We start from the raw sequence: 19,160 nt of genomic DNA, 5'->3' as shown, positions 1-19,160 counted from the left end.
TCAGTGCCTTTTGGTCTACTGACTACGCGCATCAATCTTTGATATATTGGATCATATCTGAAGGGAAGAAAGGGGGAAATTGCCGGTGAAATCCGTTTCGGGAGAGAAGGCAGGGCTGTTGTTTCGATTTTTTATACCGTATGCCGTCATTCTGGTAGGCTCCCTATTGGTTGGATGGTTTGCTTATGGGAAAACCTCGGAGCTGATTGAAAACGAGACGGTAAAGAGCACCTCAGCGGCACTGCAGCAAATTCAGGAAGCGCTGGATCAGCGATTTGCCGAAATCGAGAACATCGCACGGCAGATGTCGAGCGAATCCAAGATCCAATCTTTTCAATTCGAGAAAGAACCATTTGCCGGCACAGGCCCATACCGTTTGTGGGATTTGGAAAAGAGCTTGTTTAACTACAAACTGTTTAATCATTTCATCGTGGATTATTACATCGCGTACAAGAACAGCAGCATGGTCATCTCTCCCCGCAAGGTGTATACGTCAGACCAGTATTATCGTTTGCTGCTGCGTTATGAAGGCCAATCGTTAAGCGAATGGAGGCAAGCATTGTTCGGGCAGTATCATTATAAAACGTATACGCCGGGACATTCGGTTGTTTATGAAGGCAAACCATACTCCGTCGTGAGTTATATGCAATCCTTCGGGAACAAAAGCAGCAGCGGGGTCGTTACGGTCCTGATTAACAATAGGCAGATCCAGGACATGCTCCGCAAAGTCGATCCGGAACAAGAGGGCTTTGCGTATATAGCGGATGCTAACGGAAACTTGATCAGCTCCATCGGATTGAAAGAACAGGATTTTATGAAAGCGCTTCCCATAAAAAGTGGCGATACCCATATCCGATGGGAAGAACAGGAGATGCTTGTGACTCAATCCACATCCGAATACAACGGCTGGAGCTATGTATCCGCCCAGCCCAAATCCGTGGTGCTCCAAAAGGTATATTATATCAAACAGTTGACGTTAACCATCTTCATTACAGCTCTGCTGCTGGGGTTAGGCGTAGCCGGTTATTTGGCATATCGAAGCAGCAGGCCGCTCCTCAAAATCCTTCAGCTGCTTCCTTCAACCCGATCGGAAGCAGCTCATACTGCTTCGCGTAACGCCGTTGATTATATCGGCCATTCCGTTTCCGAGCTGGTTGAAAGCCATGATACGCTGAAGGAGCGGTTGGAAGAGCAGATTCCGATGCTGCGAAACGTTCTGGTTGACCGTCTTCTGAAAGGGAGCTTCACGTCGATGCAGGAGCTGGAGGCTGCCATGGAACACGCGCAGGTCCAGCTCCGGGGATCTCACCATGCGGTGGCGCTTCTTCATATTCGAGGATACCATGAGCCATTCATGGAAGAAATGCTGATGGAGCTCGATATTGTCAAAATCAACATCCGCGACCGGATTCAATCATTATGCGGAGAAGGGGCGCTGCTGCATGACTTTGGAGAAAATCAATTGGTTCTGGTCTTGTCGGGAACGTCAGCGGACAAAGAGGATTTCACGATGCATATGCGAGCACATCTACAGTCGATCCATGAGCATTTGATTGGAATTTCCGGCACGGGCCTGTACATGGCCGTAGGCGAGTTCCGGTCCAATATTGCCGAGCTGTATCGTTCCTACGGGGAGGCCAAGTTTGTCCTGCATCATGCGGGATGGAGCGAGAAGTCTCCTATCTTCTATCATGCCGAGATGGTAATGCCGGCCTTTTCCTACTATTACCCGGCAGACGAAGAGATGCGGTTAATCCAGCTTGTGAAAGCCGGCAATCTGGATGAGACAAAGCAGCTTTTTCGGCAAATCAAAGAGAAGAACAGGTCGGATCGGCAAATGCCGATGGCCGTCGAGAAGCTACTTGTCCAGGAGCTTAGCGGTACCCTGATGAAGTGCAGCGAACAGACAGGGAATGATGGAAGCCACAGAACGGAGGAAACGGATGCCGTCATCCGAGCGTTAAATCCCGAGTTATCCCCTGCTGAAGGCATGAATATTCTCTACGCCGCTTTCGTTCGCCTCTGTCAGAAGAACGAGGAGAGGAAGAAGAGCCATAATGCTCATTTAACGAACCGGCTGCTGAGCTATATCGAGAAGCACTATGGGGAGAGCGATCTGAGTTTATCCGCGCTCGCCCGGGAAACCCACACTTCCGAAGCATATGTATCGTACTTCTTCAAGGAGCAGACGGGCTTGAATTTCTCGGAGTATCTTGAGAAGCTCCGCATGGATGAGGCAAAGCGGGAGTTGGCGACGAGCGACAAGCCGGTCAGCGACATCGCAGCAGCTTGCGGCTATTTGTCACTCAACACCTTCAGCCGGGCGTTTAAACGCGTAAACGGGATAAGCGCCACCGAGTACAGACGCCTTCACCGGGCCGGAGATTATGCTTAATCTAAAGAGATGCGTACTGCCGGATTGATGAATAACAGCCCATTCTAAAATTCTGAATAGTCGACCGGAACATGAAGATTTACGCGGAACAAGCCGGCTGTATATACTCCAATCACGGACCGGATCGGGACGAATCCCATTGAAGATTGGAGTGGTAACTGCTGAGTGGCTGGAAGAGTATCATCCGCAGCTGGCAATTGTACGCGCTTTTTTTGCTCCCGTTATTGTACATCATCATATTCAAGTATGTGCCGATGTACGGCGCGCAGATTGCGTTTAAAGAGTTCAACGTCACAAAAGGAATCAGTGGCAGTCCATGGGTCGGATTTGCCCAGTTCGAACGTTTCTTCCAATCGCATGAATTTTGGCGTTTGCTTAAGAATACGTTCTCGATCAGCTTGTACACGCTGATAGCCAGTTTTCCGTTTCCCATTATGCTAGCGCTCGGTTTGAATTATGTAAGAAACCGGCGTTTCAAGAACACCGTCCAGATGGTTACATACGCGCCTTATTTCATCTCACTGGTCGTATTGGTGGGCTTGATGCTGCAGTTTATGGACCCGAGAACGGGGCTCATCAATACGATGCTCGGCTGGTTCGGCGCAGGGCCCTATCATTTCATGGCCGAGGCCTCCTGGTTTCAGTCGATCTACGTGTGGTCCCATATTTGGCAGAACGTCGGGTTTTCCTGCATCATCTTTTTGGCAACGCTTTCAGGCATTGATCCGGCACTCCATGAAGCAGCCGTCATCGACGGCGCTTCGAAGATGCAGCGGATGCGCCATATTGACTTGCCGGGCATTATGCCCATCGCCATCATTCTGCTCATTCTGAATACGGGGCAAATGCTGGAGACCGGCTTCGAGAAAATCCTGTTAATGCAGAATGCGCTGAATTTGCGATCTTCCGAGGTCATCGACACGTATGTGTACAAGGTAGGACTGGTATCCCAAGCGATGAATTTCTCTTATGCCACGGCGATTGGCTTGTTTAAAGCGATCATCGGCTTCGTGTTGCTGCTGATCGTGAATCAGACGGCCAAAAAGCTGAAGCAGGAAAGTCTTTGGTAAGGAAAGGAGGACATGTATGCAATCACCTGCCATGAAGGAATCCGGCTCGGATCGCGTTTTTACGGTGGTGAACTACGTCATTTTATCCGTTTTCTTAATCGTTGTGTTATATCCGTTGATTTATGTAGTCAGTGCTTCGTTCAGTTCCAGCAGCGCGGTTTTATCGGGAAAGGTATGGCTGTGGCCCGTCGAACCGACGCTCGAGGGGTACCGTGCGGTGTTCAAAAACACGATGGTTGCCAAAGGCTTCATGAACACGCTGTTCTATACGCTGGCAGGCACCTCGATTAATCTCATTCTGTCCGTTATGGCGGCTTACCCGCTATCACGCAAAGATTTTCGGGGGCGCGGCCTGTTCATGCTGCTGTTTGTGTTCACGATGCTGTTTAATGGGGGACTGATACCGACCTATCTGCTGGTGAAGGATCTCGGCATGATTGACACGGTATGGTCGATGCTCATTCCCGGCGCGCTGTCGGTGTGGAACGTCATCATCATGCGGACCTACTTCCAGACGACAATCCCTACAGAATTGCTGGAGGCATCACAGCTGGACGGATGTACGGATTTCCGGTTCCTATGGCGCATCGTGCTGCCGCTTTCGGGTCCCATCCTGGCCGTCATCGCTTTATTCTATGCCGTCGGCCACTGGAACCAATATTTCAACGCCATGATCTATTTAAAAAGCGCGGATTTGTACCCGCTGCAGCTGGTGCTCCGCGATATTCTGGTGCAGAACGAGGTCAATATCGAAATGCTCGGAGACGCCAAAACCGCGGCGGCCCGGCAAGGGCTGCGGGAGCTGCTGAAATATTCGCTGATCGTGGTGACATCGGTTCCACTGCTGATCGTTTATCCGTTCCTGCAGAAGTTTTTTGTTAAAGGGGTCATGATCGGTTCGTTAAAAGGATAATACATCCATTATTTCAGGAGGGCGGGACGTTATGAGAAAAAGAACGCGGGTTATCATGGGTGCTATCACCGCATTCAGTATCCTTCTTGCAGGCTGTACCGGGTCACAGGGCCCGAAAGGCGCGGATGAAGCACAAAATACGGGTACCGAGGCAATCGCATTATCCGAACCGGGAACCTATCCGCTGGTTCAAGAGAAAACCACTTTGAAGGTGATGGTGCGGGGAAATCCGCTGGTCGAGAATTTCGAAACGAACGATTTCACCAAATGGTACGAAGAGAAAACGAATGTGCACATCGAGTGGGAGGTCGTTCCGGAGCAGAGCATGCAGGAGAAGCTGAATCTCGTTCTTGCCAGCGAGGACTATCCCGATGTCATCCTGGGATTGAACATATCGCCGGCGCAGCAGATGATTTACGGCTCGCAGGGCGCCTTTCTCCCGTTGAATGATTTGATCGAGAAGCAGGGGCCGAACACCAAGAAATTGTTCCAGGATAATCCGGAAATCCAATCCACGATTACCGCGCTGGACGGCAATATCTATGCGCTTCCGGAAGTGAATGAATGCTATCACTGCTCCATGAGCCAGAAAATGTGGATTTATAAGCCTTGGCTGAAGAAACTCAATCTGAAGATGCCGGAAACCACCGATGAGCTGTACGAGGTGCTGAAGGCCTTCAAAGAACAGGACCCGAACGGAAACGGAATCCAGGATGAGATTCCGCTGTCGATCTCACCAAAATCCTGGAGCTCCTCCATCGATGCGTTCCTGTTGAATTCTTTCATTTATAATCCGGTTTACGGCTCAATTTACAAGCATATATTCATAAAAGACGACAAGCTCGACGTCGCCTTCAACAAACCGGAGTGGAGGGAAGGGTTGCGGTATATGAACAAGCTGTATGCCGAGGGACTGCTCGCTCCGGAGTCATTCACGCAGGATGACAATCAGCTGATCCAGATCGGGGAGAATCCCGATACGGTCATTCTGGGTGCTTCAACCGGCGGCCACCAGGGTATATTTACCCAACTCCTCGGCGAAAGCGGCAGATGGTTGGAATATAAGACGGTGCCGCCGCTCAAAGGACCGAACGGCGTTCGCTATGCGGCTCTCGATTCCACCGGATTGAACCCGGGTGCATTCGTCATCACGAAAAAGGCCAAGCATCCTGAGCTTGCCCTGCGCTGGGCAGATGGCCTGTACGAACGGGAGCATACGCTGCGCAGCGTCTATGGCCGTCCGGACCAGGAATGGAGGGAAGCGAAGGACGGAGAGGTCGGCATCAACGGGGAGCCTGCGGTCTGGTCTGAGCTAAAATCATACGGTACGGTGCAAAATATTGCCTGGATACAAACCGGCCCGAGTTTGCGGACAAATGATTTCCGCCTGAGCGCCGTTGCCAAAGGAGAAGACGATCTGGAAGTCGTATTGTACAACGAGACGAAAAATAAATACGAACCTTACAAACCAACCGATGTCAGCACCGTTCCGCCGCTGTTTTTGACAAACGAGCAGGCGTCCGAGGTAGCGGATCTGTCCAAAACGATCAACGATTACGTGGATGAAATGATGGCACGCTTCGTGATTGGCGATGCCGATCTGGATAAAGACTGGGACGGCTACGTGAAGCAGCTGGAGGCCATGAATGTAGCCCGCTACCTGGAAATCTATCAGGAAGCTTACGATGGAAGAAGCAAATAAAGGAGGAATCATGCAATGAGGGTTGGTGTGAGCACCTACAGCTTGCTGCCGGCTATCCGTGCAGGCGAGATGACGGTGCTGGATGTGGTGGATTGGATCGCGGAGAACGGCGGACAGCACATGGAGATCGTGCCCTATGGATTTACGCTGGAGGACAATCCCGGACTTGCCGACGCGGTGCGTGAGCGGGCGGCCGAAGCCGGCATCGCATTATCCAATTATTCCATGCCCGCTAATTTCGTCCAGGAGAGCAGGGACGACTTCGATGCGGAGGTCGAACGGATCAAGCGCCACGTGGATACGGTCAACCGGCTGGGAATGAAGCATATGCGGCATGACGTAACGGCGTTCACGCTGCCGCCGGAGAAGATGGGCATCGATTACGTGGAAACCCATTTGGACATGATCGTGGAAGGCTGCCGTCAAATCGCGGATTACGCAGCCCGCTACGGCATCACGACCACAATCGAGAACCATGGCGTGAGCGTGCAGGCAAGCGACCGGGTACAGCGCGTGCTGCAGGCAGTCGACCGTCCGAACTTCAAGACGACCTTGGATATCGGCAACTTTCTATGCGTTGACGAGCAGCCGCTGGTCGGCGTGAAACGCAATTTGCCGCTGGCCTCGCTCGTCCACGTGAAAGACTTCTATTATCGTCCGTTTGATCAGGATCCGGGCGGGGGGAAGTGGTTCAGAACCTCCCATGGCAATTACCTACGAGGTTCCATCTTCGGGCAGGGGGATCTGGATGTGCGGCGAATCCTTCGACTCATTAAAGAATCCGGTTATGACGGGGATATTACGCTGGAATTCGAGGGCATGGAGGAGTGCAGGGAAGGAACCCGATTGGGTTTAGACAATTTGAAGCGGTTATGGGAGGAAGCGTGACAGGAGAAGCGCCAGAATATGTAAACGAAAACCATTAAAATACACAGGCCTGCCTTGGAGCAAATCCGGGCAGGCCTGTTTGCGCAAATCGATAACCGAAAGCAGCTCTGTACGAACCGATAATCACCTATATCTACTAAAAATGGATTCGGGAAGGGACAAAGACGATGCCAAAGCCCAATTTCAGTGATTGACAATTTATGGGTTGCGTTTAGTATTAAACTGAAGGACAAAATTCATGGTGAATTTCACCAGCCAAGGGGGATAATATGAACCAAACCACCGTTCCTTATAACGAGATTGAACCTAAGCTGCAGACCGGAGATCTTCTGCTCGCTCATGGTGTAGCCAAGGGAAGTCTTCGAATTGAAGCGCTGGAACATTGTCCGTGGTCACATGTTGCGATGGTCGTACGCGCTCCGAACGATGAAGTGCTGTTATGGGAATCCACGTCGCTCGATAATCTGGAGGATACGTGGTTACATATCAAGAAATCAGGTCCTCAGCTCGTGAAGTTACGCGATCGATTGTCAACCGATGTCAGCAACCATTACGATACGATGTTTGCGATTCGTCATTTGCATGCCGATCGAACACCCGAAATGTACGAGCTGCTGGATCATTTTATCGAGCAGGTGCATGATGCCGTGTTTCCGGATAAAAAACAGATGTATTGGGAGATCATCGAGGGCAAATTCGGCATCACTACTTCGTTCCGCGACTTCTTCTGCAGCAAACTTGTAGCGGAAACCTATATCCAACTAAAGCTGTTGTCCCCCGCTAAAGCACCCAACAGTTACGAACCCAAAGATTTTACATCCAAGCGACATCTTCGCCTGCTGGGGAATGCCCGGTTAGGCGATGAAATTTATATCGATGTTGCGTCCATTCTCGCATGAGATGGCGTAAACACGCGGCTGCCCTGTTTTTTTTTACCTGATCTTATCTTTAGCCGGCCTTTCGGATATTGCAACTGCGAAGTCGTCCGTGAGCGTGCAGAACGGTGAGCTTCAGCTGGAAGAATGGGATTTCGGCACAGACGGGTCCATTGCGTTGAACGGAAAGTGGGCATTTTATTGGAACCAACTGCTGGATCCGGACGATCTGAAACAAGGGAGCTTTCCTGCCGTAAGTGCATACGTCGATATGCCCGAGTATTGGACGAATTATTCGTTGAACGGCAGGAAGCTTCCAGCCGACGGATATGCAACGTATCGTTTGACGATTAGCGGGCTTGATTCTGAAGAGCCGATTGCACTCAAGCTGCGTAACATCTATTCGTCATACGCCCTATGGGTCAACGATACCCTGGCGGCATCGGCCGGTAAACCAGAATCTACGCACGAGGCATCCATTCCGAAGTACGGTCCGTCTGTAGTCGTACCCGTTAAGCCGGACTCGGACGGACGATTGACGCTTCTGGTTCAGGTCGCCAATTTTACGTATCCCAAGGGCGGGATTAATAACGCCTTTGAGCTTGGAGACGCCAAGCAGCTGCAGCAGGAGAAGTCGGTAGAGCTTGTAAGAGACAGTCTCGTCATCGGTTCATTGCTGGTGATCGCTGTGTATCATGTCATCTTGTACGTGCTCAGGCGCAACGACGTTACTCCGCTGTATTTCGGATTATTCTGTATGTGCATGGCAGTTCGAACGATGCTGGTGGGTTCGAGATTTATACTGGAAATATTCCCAGCGTTCTCATGGGTTTGGTTTGCAAAAGTATCGTATTTAACGATTTACGTCGGCGAATTATTTTTGATCTCATATATATATCACTTGTTTCCTCAATTTCTATCCCGCAAGGTATGGCGTTTGACGCAGTTTTTCACGATATCTTTGACCTTACTGGTGCTTATAACAGATATCCGGGTGTACGATTACTCACTGATCCCATTTCAGATCTATTCCATCGGGCTTGTTCTCTATGCCGTTTATGCATCCATTCGGGTAGCAAGGCAACGACAAGAAGGGGCTGTCCTCCTCATACTCGGATTTACCCTGATTTTCCTGACGGCGGTCAATGATACCTTAAACCGTAATGGAGTTTTTACAACGCCAGCGTTGCTGCAGTACGGTGTGCTGGGGTTTGTATTTTTGCAGGCATTATTGCTGTCCATGAAATTCTCACGGGCATTTTCCCAAGTGGAGCGTTTGTCGGAGCGTTTGTTGACATTAGATAAACTGAAGGATGAATTTTTGGCGAAAACTTCGCATGAGCTGCGTACTCCGCTCCATGGCATTATCGGTCTGGCCGATGCATTGATTGACGGAAGCTCCGGCAAACTGCCATCGCCTGTCATCGATCTTTTGCGGCTCATGAAGGTCAGCGGCCAGCGGCTTGCCCATTTGGTCAACGATATATTGGATTTCTCAAAGCTCAAGCACCAGGAAATCGGTTTGGTCCTCGTGACGGTTAACTTGCGTCTGGCCGTCGAGCTGACCCTTCAAGTGCTCAACCCATTAGCCGAGAAGAAAGGGCTTCGACTATCCCATCAATTGCCGGACGATATGTACGTGATGGCCGACGAGAATCGGTTGCAGCAAATATTGCATAATTTAATTGGAAATGCGATTGCTTACACGGAAACCGGGACGGTTACCGTCACGGCAAAGAGGCTGCAAGGACAAGTTTCGGTTCAGATAACCGATAGCGGAATCGGCATCGCAGAAGCTGATCTGGACCGTATTTTTGAATCATTCGAGCAGATTAATCCTCTGGATCGATCTCAACAAGGCGGTACGGGGATCGGGCTCTCGATTACTAAGAAGCTGGTCGAACTGCATGGCGGAAGGATTGGAGTAACCTCCGGTGTTGGAGAAGGCTCAACGTTCAGCTTTACGCTCCCCATGGCTGGCGAAGGAAAGCCGAAGAGCCCTCCTCTGCCCGTCGCAGATTACATTCCGACAGAGTCATTCCCGCATTGGGAGATCGTTGAGACTGAGCGGGAGGCAGCCTACTCCAATAAACAATTGCCTTCGGTGCTCATCGTGGATGACGATCCGATTAACGTCCAGGTACTCTTGCAGTTCCTGGCGGGAAAATATTCACTCAGGTCGACATGCAGCGGACAAGAGGCCCTGGAATGGATCCAGAATGGATACAAACCGGACATTGCGCTTCTCGATGTCATGATGCCGTACGTATCCGGACTCCAATTAGGTGAAGAAATACGCAGGCATTACAATTCTGGCGAATTGCCTGTCATCTTCCTAAGCGCAAAAAGTCAAATGACGGATTTGGTTGCCGGTTTTGAACACGGCGGTAATGATTATCTTGCGAAACCCGTCGACAAGCAGGAGCTGTTGGCACGCCTTGAACTGCATCTCCAACTGGCACGCTGGAATGCAACGCTGGAACGCGAAGTGGAGGCGAGGACCATTGAGCTTGAGCATTCTTTGGAAGAACGGGCCAGAGCATTGTCGGAGATATCCGTGCTCGCCGAGCGGAACCGAATTGCCGGCGATATTCACGATCACGTAGGGCATATTCTAACAGCCAGCGTCGTTCAGTTAGAGCTCGGTCTGAAAATGTCTTCGCAGAACGCACCGGAATCGACGGAGAAATTGAAGCATGCGTCCGACCTGCTCCGCAAAGGGCTTCATGAAATGCGGAAATCCGTGCATATGCTTGCCGAGGAAGCGACTGCTTCAGCAACGTTCCGGGACTCCTTGCTGCAAATCATTAACGACTCCCAGCAATATGCGGAAGTCAACGTGGAGCATAAGATTGAAGTCTCCGACGGAAGTCTTGAGCCGGAGGCCGAGAAGTTGATCCGCCATGCCTTGCAGGAGGGGATCACGAACGGTATTCGTCACGGCCATTGCACGTTCTTCCGGTTTGAGTTGATCGAGATAGAAGACGCTATCCAGTTTACGCTCGAAAATAACGGGCTGCCCTTTACGTCCAAACGGCTTGGATTCGGATTGACCATGATGCGCCAAACGACCCGGCGAAGGGGCGGCACCTTCCAGGTCAGCACGAAGGATGGAGCAGGCTGTGTGTTATTACTCACCATGCCTCGTTCCGCGCTTAAGGAGTGATCAGAAATGTCAAGCATAAGCATACTCATTGCAGAGGATCAAACCATTGTCCGTGAAGGCCTAGAGGCCATTATCAATATGGAGCCCGAAATGGAGGTCGTTGCTACGACGGACAATGGGCAGACCGCTTGCGAGCTGGTGGAGCAGCTGCGTCCTCAGCTTGTGTTAATGGACATCGAAATGCCGGTTATGAACGGAATAGCGGCAACGCACCAGATTAAGCAGTCTAATCCGGATACGATCGTGCTGATCCTCACGACGTTCACCGAAGAGGATTTCATTATAGAGGCACTGGCCAAAGGAGCATCCGGATATTTGCTTAAAGACTTTACGTCCCATAAAATCATCGCCTCGATCCGCGAGGCGATTCGTGGCGAGCTGATGCTCCCTTCGAAGGTGGCGGCAAAGTTGGCGGCCCGGTTAAGAACGACCGGAGTTCCACAGTTTCCGGTGCAGAACTATAATCTGACCCCCAGGGAATTGCAGATTGCAAAGCTGATGACGGAATATAAGAACAACCGCGAGATCGCCGATATGTTATATATCACGGAAGGTACGGTTCGCAACTACATCAGCGTCATCTATGAGAAAATCGGCATGAATGACCGGACCAAGGCTATTCCGCTGCTCAAGCAGGTACTGAGGGATCCGGATTGACTAAGCAAGAACACCGCTTTCAATGAGAGCGGTGTTTTTTGTCATGTGTTTCCATGAGTATAGGGTTTGGCAGTCTATCGAAACAGTTACTTCTGTCATATAAAAGCCATACACCTGTCATGCATTAGTCATGATTCGGTCATATCCAAACGTTGCTGAACTGGGGCATGCCATCAATACGATCCCGTTCAGCATGTTATATGAGATGAACGCAAACATTAGGTTGTACATTTCAACCCGGCTGATATATGATATAACGTGGATATTCATTATCCGCTTTAAATATGAATAGCATTTTAAACCAAATCCATACCGTAAAACGAGGTGCTGTTTATGCATATGAAAACCGGCGTGGAACAGTCCGTATATGCCCTGGTTCTGCTCAACATGCTGCCGGACAGGGCGGTGCTGCCTGGGGAAGCGATTAGCCAGCAGCTGGGAACTTCCGTGACCTATTTTCAGAAATTGTTGAGAAAGCTGGTAACCGCTAATCTGATCACGTCCGTCCCCGGCATCAAGGGCGGATTCAGATTAAGGAAGAAACCTGAGGATATTCGTATATACGACGTTTACCTCGCGGTGGAAGGACAGCAGTCCCTATACTCGTCCCATGGAATTCTCGTAGACATGCTCGACCTGCAAAATGAAGAGAGCTGCTGCCTGCTATCCGATTTGATGGAAGAAGCCGAATCTTCCTGGAAAGCTGTATTAAAGCGAGAGACCATCGCTTCGTTGTCGGAGGAAATGCGCGGAGAACGCTTTAAGGACAAGGTTAGCGCCTTGGAGGAATGGATCAGCAGCAAAATGGTCATCTAATCGAATCGAAGAAGGGAAGATATCATATGAGATTAAGCGTACTGGATCAAGCTCCCGTCACCAGCGGCAACACGGCGGAAAGCGCATTGATGAAAGCCGAAGAACTGGCTGTTCTGGCCGATGGATTGGGATACAGCAGAATGTGGATGGCCGAGCATCATGGAGGACATACGTTTGCCAGCTCCGCCCCTGAAGTGACGGCCGCCCGGCTTGCGGCAAAAACCGATCGGATACGCATCGGCACCGGCGGCGTCATGATGATGCATTATTCTCCACTGAAGCTCGCGGAAGTATTTAAGACGTTAAGCGCATTTACGCCCGGAAGGATTGATTTCGGCGTAGGGCGCGCGCCCGGCGGCGATACGAGTGCCATGTACGCTCTGTCCGAAGGGCGGCAGCTGATGCTTCATAACATGTATGACAAGCTCTCCGTCACCATGCAGCTTCTTCGCGACCAGGTGCCGGAAGATGAACTGTATGCCACGAATGCCGCTGCGCCTACGGGAGTCGCCCTGCCTGAAGTGTGGCTGCTCGGCTCCAGCGGCAACAGTGCGCTGCAAGCGGCAAAGATGGGGGTCGGTTACTCCTTCGCACAGTTCTTTAACGGAGCGATGAGCATAGACATATTGGACCATTACCGTGATAACTTCCAACCATCCCCGTTCATGGAGAAGCCTGAAATTAACGTATCCTATATGGTAACGACAGCGGAAACAATGGAAGAAGCGGAGTATGAAGCGCTGCCGCAGGATATTTTCCGGCTGATGATGAGCAAGGGCCGAATTACGCAGGTGATGACACCCGAAGAGGCTCAGAATGTATCTTTAACGGAAATTGACCGGATGGCTATCCAGGAAGGGCGCAAAATTCATCTGGTGGGAGCGGTAAAAGACATCGCGGCCCGCTTACAGGAAGAGCAAGCGCACTACGGATTCCAGGAAGCGATGATATGCAGCATTCCGCATTCGCAGGAAAAGCGGCTGGAGGTATATCGCCTTCTCGCACGTGAACTGCTGTAAATCATGGTTTTGAGAGGACAGGCGGAAGCCTGTCCTTTTTCGATTGATGAAAATATCGTATCCCTTAGAAGCGTGTTGATGCTAGAATAGTAAAAAATCGTTTATACATAAAATCAGCAGTTAGGAGAGATTATGCCTTTTACATTCGCGCATCCCGTCATCACGATGCCGTGGTGGAAGAAGAAGTCGTTACCGGTGTCCGCGCTCATTATCGGGTGCCTGGCGCCGGATTTTGAATATTTCATCCGTTTTCGGGCGGCTGGCGTATGGGGGCATGAGGGTCCGGGTATTCTCTTATTCAATCTCCCGATGATATTGCTGCTGTACGTTGTGTTTGAGAAGGTCATACGCCCGGTTCTGCACGTCTATTTACCTTCATGGTTCCCGTACCGCTGGCAGCGGGATGGCAAAACTCCAGTCTCTCCCATAGGGTGGCTGGCCGTAATCCTCTTAGGACTGGCAGGCGTTGGCACGCATCTGCTCTGGGATCAGTTCACGCACAAGGGAGCATGGATCGTCAATCAGATTCCGCTCCTTACGGAAAAGGTGCATATCGGTGCCTTACAAATTCCGGTGTACAAACTAGGCCAACACGGCAGCACCCTATTTGGCTTGGTCCTGACCGCATGGTGGATTCACCGTTATTTGTACGTATCGCCCACGAAAAGAGCGCATGCGCATCCGGTTATAACCTTTTGGTGCGTATTCGTTACGGTCTATATCCTTGCAATGTTCGCGGCCATGATGACGGTTGTAGAAGGGCGGGGACTGTCCTATGTATTGCAGCTTGTCGTCCCGGCCATTAGCAGCTTTCTGCTCGCACTGCTTGTAACTTGTCTCCTATTTTGGAATACGGCCAGGCGAAAATAACGAATCCAGCAAATAAACCAGAATTCATTGTGTAGGAGGGGCCAATTTATGGTAACCATTAAGCAGTACACCCTGAAGGGGATCCATTTCTTAAATGAAGATGCACTTATGATTCATGAGCAGGCCGGGTTGTACGGCGTGTTAGACGGGGTATCCTCCGTGGTTCCCTACCTCAGCGACAAGAAGGAAACGGGAGGGTACCTTGCCGCTCAAGCGGTGAAGAACTTTTTTGAATCACTGGATCAAGTGGGGCAGATTGCGGAGCATGCTGCGGCAGCAAACGATAAGTTAAGAGAGCTTATGCAGCAAGCCCATGTCGATATGGAGAAAAAAGACGGGCTCTGGGGAACGGCTCTTGCTCTCGTACGAATTCAGGAGGAACGGGTGGAATTCCTGCAGACCGGTGACTGCATGATCCTTGCCGTGTACCAGGACGGGGAGGTTCGACCGTTAACCTGGAGACAAGTCGCTCATTTGGAAACTCCAGCCATCGCGAAATGGGAGGAAGGCGTGAATCAGGGACTGACCCGTCAAGAAGAACTCCTCGGCACGGTAATAGATATCATTAGGGAGAACCGCTTTAAGAGCAACGTGAATGGAGGATACGGCGTCTTGAACGGGGATCCCCGTGCCGTTGATTTTCTCGAATACGGAAAAATCAATAGATCCCGATTAGCCCACCTGATTCTAATAACGGATGGTTTATTCTGGCCTGTGAACGACGTGCCGAGTGATCGATCCTATTGGGACTACATCGCGCAGCGTATACTGTTAAAAGGCCTTGAGCAGTATACGCATGAATTACAGGATATCGAAGAGGCTGACCCGGAATGTTTAACCCATGCAAGATTCAAGAAATCCGATGACAAGACGGGCATGGTGATTCATTTTAACGACCTATAGTTGCTCTATGACCACGCTCCTGCATTATGATAAAAGATTCCTCCGAAACACTGACATTAAGCTGGGTCAAGTTGATGCACAGACTCGGGTATGATGTTTACGGTGCGCATGGTAACGATGCCGGTGCCTTAGTCACACCGGAGCTGTGGCTATCCTGGATGCTAAACACATGATCAGTGTACATCTTACAGGAGGACTGGGCATCACCATGGGAGATCCGAGCGAACTGGAAGGAGCTAGTGACGAAGAGCTGGCTGAAATGACTCGTTTGGCTGAGCTGTTTGCAGGAGGCAGTGGTTATGCCCCTTATCTATCCAACCGTCAGTTACGGACTGCACGATTCGCCGGTCGCCGCGCTTGCTTACCTTATCGAGCGCTATAAGGAATTTGACGGATGGCCCAAAAATGACATCCCTCGGGAACCTATCCATAAAGATTTGCTCTTTACTAACGCTACCCTATATTGGTTGACGAGACTGCAGCCTCCTCGTCGGACGTATTATGATGGAGCAGCCGGGATGCCAACAGATCAAACGAAGGTACCGACAGGGGTTTCCCTCGGAGGATGCTCGATCTTCCGGCGAATGGCCGAAGCCAATAACCATATCGTGCATTGGTCGAATCTTGAAAGCGGCAGCCATATGGTTGCCATGTCCGATCCGGATTCACTCGTCAAGGATATAAGGGAGTTTTTAGCAAGCTTCGCGGCCAATCATAACGGTATACAAGCATCCTCTATCAACCATCCGATATAATAAGCGTGCTTTGCCTAACAACATTTTCATGTCCGAATCATATTTTATTGTAACGGCATGAAAGCGGGAGGTATGCAGTTTGGGCCGAGGAGTGCAACGTAAACGAAGACAGCAAGGGAAATCAAACAAAGCTACGGTTAAACAATTGGCGTTTATCGCAGCCATTTTGGTATTAATCGCCTCAGCCATAGGCCTCTACGTTGCTTATGATGACTTGTTTGAGGATGAAGATGTGGAAATTATCGTGTAGCCAAGTGCGTACGATCAACTTTACAAACAACGTTTATTTCATCTTTATCATATATGACATAGGAAGAAACATGGTTCAAAGCATAGGTAGCCGTTATTGATTCCAAGAACAGGCTGCCTTAATCATGGGTTCATTTAACGGCAGATCGTCAGGATCCTGCCTCTTTTTTGGTCGTAGGCGCAGCAGGTCCATTTTGATGAGGGAGCAGCTTCATGCCGGCATGATTCAGATGGACTTCGACATGAACCTTTTCCAAAGAACCTGCATCCATCGGTTGGGCAGACGACTGATTGATTTTTTTCCAAAGCCGGGTGTCTTTCTTAAACAAAACGTGCTCCAAGCTGTACAGATCTGTCTTTGAGGCAATTCCATTTTTATACGTAGATATAATCTCCTCCCGTACTTCCGCGGCCGCCTGGTTTTCCATTTCGGTTTTGTTCATGTCGTCGAGCGCTTCTACCACGTTACCTCCTAACTTCACGTTGATGCGGAATCGGGGCATTCCGTTGACAATGCTCAATTCCTTGCGAACTTTAGGATCCGACAATACGACGATCCCCGCGTATTCGCCGCTCTTATTCGTAATCATGACGGGAGAGCGTTTCGTATCGGTTTCCATCCAGCGCAGACCGGTGAGCTTGTCATTGGTGAAAAAGCCTTTCGATACTTCTTCGGATATAGCGTATACTCCGTTAATCACCAGCTTCGGATTTTCTTTTTGATTTAGACTCCAGGTTCCTTTATTGATCGATAGATTAGGAAGCAGCACCGTGCTTGCCGGTTCAGTGATCAGCGCCATGAAATCAAAATATCGAATCGGTACGATATAGGATCTCTGTTTATACTCTTCGGAAGGATCATGGGCTAACGTATTTAACGGGGATAGATTGAAGAAAGCTGGAACATTAAACAATTGTTCGATGGAGTCTTTTGTTCCAAATACCCAGGGCGTCATACGGATTTCTTGATATCGGCCGATCGTATCCAGTTTGGTTAGGACATTCGATTGTAAGACGGTATCACTGATGAGAATACAAGAGATATGGCTCCAGCTTGTCCGTAACTGCGCTGAATCATAGATGGCATTGACCGCCATGTCAAAGGTTTTGCCCCTGGTTTTGGAAGTCCATACTTGAGGGGGGGTATCCGTTTTTCCCGATTCGTTTTTGGCCACGGACGTAAAATCCATCATCTGGGTGTAAACAACAAAATCACCGTCCTCTTGGTCGATGCCGATGGCGGTGATGTAATTCATGTCTTGTATCTCCTTGATGTCCCAGCAGCCCGTTAACATATTGAGCATAACCGTTAACCATATTAATTTTAGGATATTGGTACAGTTTCTCATCTCACGTAGGTTCCCTTTCTTCAGATGTGTTATCTATATTCTGCAGCATTTCCGGTCGGTTTTTGTTGAAAGCCCACGGTTTTTTCAAGAGGGCATTCATCAAATCCTTGAAGGTCAGCGGCGATAGAGGAGCAAGGTACGAAAGTCCGAAGGATTCCAGTACGGAGAGGTATGCAACAAGACTGAATATTCCAATAAAGAATCCGAGCATGCCGAGCAAGGAAGACCATATCAGCACATAAAGACGAATAATGCTGACCGTCCCGCTTAGGGTCTGATTGACCAAGGTAAACGTTGCGACTGCAGTCGTCGCGGATACTACCAGCATGGTTGGCGACGTCAGGCCCGCACGGATGGCGGCATCACCGATAATGAGACCTCCTAATACTGCTATGGTTTGACCAACGGCTTTAGGCAGTCTGACCCCGGCTTCCCTGAACAGTTCGAACATGCCCAGCATCAATAAAATTTCCATTGGCGCCGACAGCGGTAGCCCGAATCGGGAGACCGTGACGGTCGCAAGAAGCAGAAAAGGAAGCTGATCCATGTTGTAGCATGTCAAGGCAACCCAAAATCCCGGGAGCATAATGGCAAGAAAGAGACCAAGCAGCCTTAGAAGCCGTTCAAATACAACAAAGTGGTAAGGAAAATAGGAGTCTTCCGGCGATTTTAACAACTCCAGCAAGTTGCAAGGCGCAATCAATGCCATCGGCGACCCATCCACAAGGATGACAAAGCGTCCTCTTAGCAAGCATTCCACGACAAAATCCGGCCTTCCAATGTAGTCCATGAGCGGAAACAGGGAGAGGGTCGAATCGGAAAGTGCCTCCTCCAGCTGACCGCTGGTTACTAGGGCATCGACATGGATGCTTTTTAAGCGCACCTTTGCCTCGTTGATAACTTCCGGGCGTATGATATCGGAAATATACAGAAGGGCTACTCTGGTCTGGCTGCGATCGCCAATCATCATTTGCTCATTGTGAAGCGTGGCCGTACGCAATCTTTTTCGAACGAGTGCCACGTTCATGTTAAGATCTTCCGTAAAAGAGTCGCGCGCCCCTTTGATGGCCACCTCTGTATTGGACTCATCAGGTTGTCTATTGGGAAGCGAGGCAATATCAATGGAATAAAAGCACTTCTCTTTTGAAAAAAATAGGATCATTCGTCCGGCAAACAGAAGTTTAACGACATCGGCAGGCTGCTTGATTTTGCTCCATTCCATCGATTTATCCAGTTCTCTGGCTAAAGGTTCCCAATCCTTGAAGTGTTCCAGTTTTTCTTCCAGATCCGGCAGCACATATTGTGTCATCAGCATGGTATCAACCATCCCTTCGCTATACAGCAGCAATACGGGGATAGCATCTTCATGATTTCCTGGGAAAGATTTGATGATGACATCCGCGGAGTTGGCAAACATGGATCGCAGGGCTTCCTCATCCAATGCGTCGGATGCAGGTTGCCTGTCCACTGCGACCGAGGATGGTTTCTTTTTTCGGCGGAACATACTATTTCGATTTCTGTAGTTTGACATCA

The 19,160-nt window shown here is 50.0% G+C and carries 16 protein-coding genes; 14 read left to right on the top strand and 2 right to left on the bottom strand.

Annotated features, from left to right (window positions below; genetic code table 11):
- Window positions 1-85: 85 nt before the first annotated feature.
- The 14 genes from RB298_RS19420 (at window position 86) to RB298_RS19355 (ending at window position 16,279) form a co-directional block, all read left to right on the top strand.
- Window positions 86-2,395 (top strand): helix-turn-helix domain-containing protein, encoded by a 2,310-nt coding sequence (locus RB298_RS19420; protein WP_486048106.1) that lies wholly within the window; start codon window positions 86-88, stop codon window positions 2,393-2,395.
- A gap of 197 nt (window positions 2,396-2,592) precedes the next feature.
- Entirely contained in the window at window positions 2,593-3,465 is an 873-nt protein-coding gene (locus RB298_RS19415; protein WP_375119795.1) for an ABC transporter permease, read from the top strand.
- A 16-nt stretch (window positions 3,466-3,481) separates the two neighbouring features.
- Complete coding sequence (locus RB298_RS19410; protein WP_009590217.1) at window positions 3,482-4,378, top strand: carbohydrate ABC transporter permease; 897 nt, start codon at window positions 3,482-3,484, stop codon at window positions 4,376-4,378.
- A 31-nt stretch (window positions 4,379-4,409) separates the two neighbouring features.
- Window positions 4,410-6,080, top strand: a complete 1,671-nt coding sequence (locus RB298_RS19405) for an ABC transporter substrate-binding protein (RefSeq protein WP_486048103.1) — start codon at window positions 4,410-4,412, stop codon at window positions 6,078-6,080.
- A 15-nt stretch (window positions 6,081-6,095) separates the two neighbouring features.
- Complete coding sequence (locus RB298_RS19400; RefSeq protein ID WP_192571951.1) at window positions 6,096-6,968, top strand: sugar phosphate isomerase/epimerase family protein; 873 nt, start codon at window positions 6,096-6,098, stop codon at window positions 6,966-6,968.
- Window positions 6,969-7,237: 269 nt separating this feature from the next.
- Window positions 7,238-7,867, top strand: a complete 630-nt coding sequence (locus RB298_RS19395) for a hypothetical protein (RefSeq protein WP_192571950.1) — start codon at window positions 7,238-7,240, stop codon at window positions 7,865-7,867.
- Window positions 7,868-7,955: 88 nt separating this feature from the next.
- Entirely contained in the window at window positions 7,956-11,009 is a 3,054-nt protein-coding gene (locus RB298_RS19390; RefSeq protein ID WP_486048101.1) for an ATP-binding protein, read from the top strand.
- 6 nt (window positions 11,010-11,015) lie between these two features.
- Window positions 11,016-11,666 (top strand): response regulator transcription factor, encoded by a 651-nt coding sequence (locus tag RB298_RS19385; protein ID WP_375119799.1) that lies wholly within the window; start codon window positions 11,016-11,018, stop codon window positions 11,664-11,666.
- A gap of 333 nt (window positions 11,667-11,999) precedes the next feature.
- Window positions 12,000-12,482, top strand: coding sequence for an Rrf2 family transcriptional regulator (locus RB298_RS19380; RefSeq protein WP_486048098.1), 483 nt, complete (start codon window positions 12,000-12,002; stop codon window positions 12,480-12,482).
- A 26-nt stretch (window positions 12,483-12,508) separates the two neighbouring features.
- Entirely contained in the window at window positions 12,509-13,501 is a 993-nt protein-coding gene (locus RB298_RS19375; RefSeq protein WP_096773672.1) for an MsnO8 family LLM class oxidoreductase, read from the top strand.
- Between the two features lie 132 nt (window positions 13,502-13,633).
- Entirely contained in the window at window positions 13,634-14,371 is a 738-nt protein-coding gene (locus tag RB298_RS19370; protein ID WP_486048096.1) for a DUF4184 family protein, read from the top strand.
- A gap of 48 nt (window positions 14,372-14,419) precedes the next feature.
- The gene (locus tag RB298_RS19365; RefSeq protein WP_375119801.1) at window positions 14,420-15,274 is read left to right on the top strand and encodes a protein phosphatase 2C domain-containing protein; all 855 of its coding nucleotides are present in this window, start codon (window positions 14,420-14,422) and stop codon (window positions 15,272-15,274) included.
- Between the two features lie 299 nt (window positions 15,275-15,573).
- Window positions 15,574-16,029 (top strand): hypothetical protein, encoded by a 456-nt coding sequence (locus tag RB298_RS19360; RefSeq protein ID WP_375119802.1) that lies wholly within the window; start codon window positions 15,574-15,576, stop codon window positions 16,027-16,029.
- Window positions 16,030-16,108: 79 nt separating this feature from the next.
- Window positions 16,109-16,279, top strand: coding sequence for a hypothetical protein (locus RB298_RS19355; RefSeq protein ID WP_176502398.1), 171 nt, complete (start codon window positions 16,109-16,111; stop codon window positions 16,277-16,279).
- Window positions 16,280-16,427: 148 nt separating this feature from the next.
- On the opposite strand, the gene RB298_RS19350 is transcribed toward RB298_RS19355, so the two are convergent.
- Window positions 16,428-17,627 (bottom strand): Ger(x)C family spore germination protein, encoded by a 1,200-nt coding sequence (locus RB298_RS19350; protein ID WP_096773675.1) that lies wholly within the window; start codon window positions 17,625-17,627, stop codon window positions 16,428-16,430.
- 1 nt (window position 17,628) lies between these two features.
- Window positions 17,629-19,158: a spore germination protein gene (locus RB298_RS19345; protein WP_486048094.1), complete on the bottom strand. Its 1,530-nt coding sequence runs from the start codon at window positions 19,156-19,158 to the stop codon at window positions 17,629-17,631.
- Window positions 19,159-19,160: the final 2 nt, after the last annotated feature.

It is taken from the genome of Priestia sp. BR_2 (genome assembly GCF_041954005.1).
GTDB lineage: Bacteria > Bacillota > Bacilli > Paenibacillales > Paenibacillaceae > Paenibacillus_AQ > Paenibacillus_AQ lautus_A.
Note: the sequence above shows the minus strand (reverse complement) of the source record. Positions and strands in the feature narration are given on the sequence as shown.

What these genes read in the sequence shown, in the direction of transcription:
- RB298_RS19370 (WP_486048096.1), top strand. Translation starts at nt 13,634, where the DNA reads ATGCCTTTTACATTCGCGCATCCCGTCATCACGATGCCGTGGTGGAAG.
- RB298_RS19360 (WP_375119802.1), top strand. Translation starts at nt 15,574, where the DNA reads ATGCCCCTTATCTATCCAACCGTCAGTTACGGACTGCACGATTCGCCG.
- RB298_RS19405 (WP_486048103.1), top strand. Translation starts at nt 4,410, where the DNA reads ATGAGAAAAAGAACGCGGGTTATCATGGGTGCTATCACCGCATTCAGT.
- RB298_RS19345 (WP_486048094.1), bottom strand. Translation starts at nt 19,158, where the DNA reads ATGTCAAACTACAGAAATCGAAATAGTATGTTCCGCCGAAAAAAGAAA.
- RB298_RS19375 (WP_096773672.1), top strand. Translation starts at nt 12,509, where the DNA reads ATGAGATTAAGCGTACTGGATCAAGCTCCCGTCACCAGCGGCAACACG.
- RB298_RS19410 (WP_009590217.1), top strand. Translation starts at nt 3,482, where the DNA reads ATGCAATCACCTGCCATGAAGGAATCCGGCTCGGATCGCGTTTTTACG.
- RB298_RS19385 (WP_375119799.1), top strand. Translation starts at nt 11,016, where the DNA reads ATGTCAAGCATAAGCATACTCATTGCAGAGGATCAAACCATTGTCCGT.
- RB298_RS19350 (WP_096773675.1), bottom strand. Translation starts at nt 17,627, where the DNA reads ATGAGAAACTGTACCAATATCCTAAAATTAATATGGTTAACGGTTATG.
- RB298_RS19380 (WP_486048098.1), top strand. Translation starts at nt 12,000, where the DNA reads ATGCATATGAAAACCGGCGTGGAACAGTCCGTATATGCCCTGGTTCTG.
- RB298_RS19400 (WP_192571951.1), top strand. Translation starts at nt 6,096, where the DNA reads ATGAGGGTTGGTGTGAGCACCTACAGCTTGCTGCCGGCTATCCGTGCA.
- RB298_RS19365 (WP_375119801.1), top strand. Translation starts at nt 14,420, where the DNA reads ATGGTAACCATTAAGCAGTACACCCTGAAGGGGATCCATTTCTTAAAT.
- RB298_RS19395 (WP_192571950.1), top strand. Translation starts at nt 7,238, where the DNA reads ATGAACCAAACCACCGTTCCTTATAACGAGATTGAACCTAAGCTGCAG.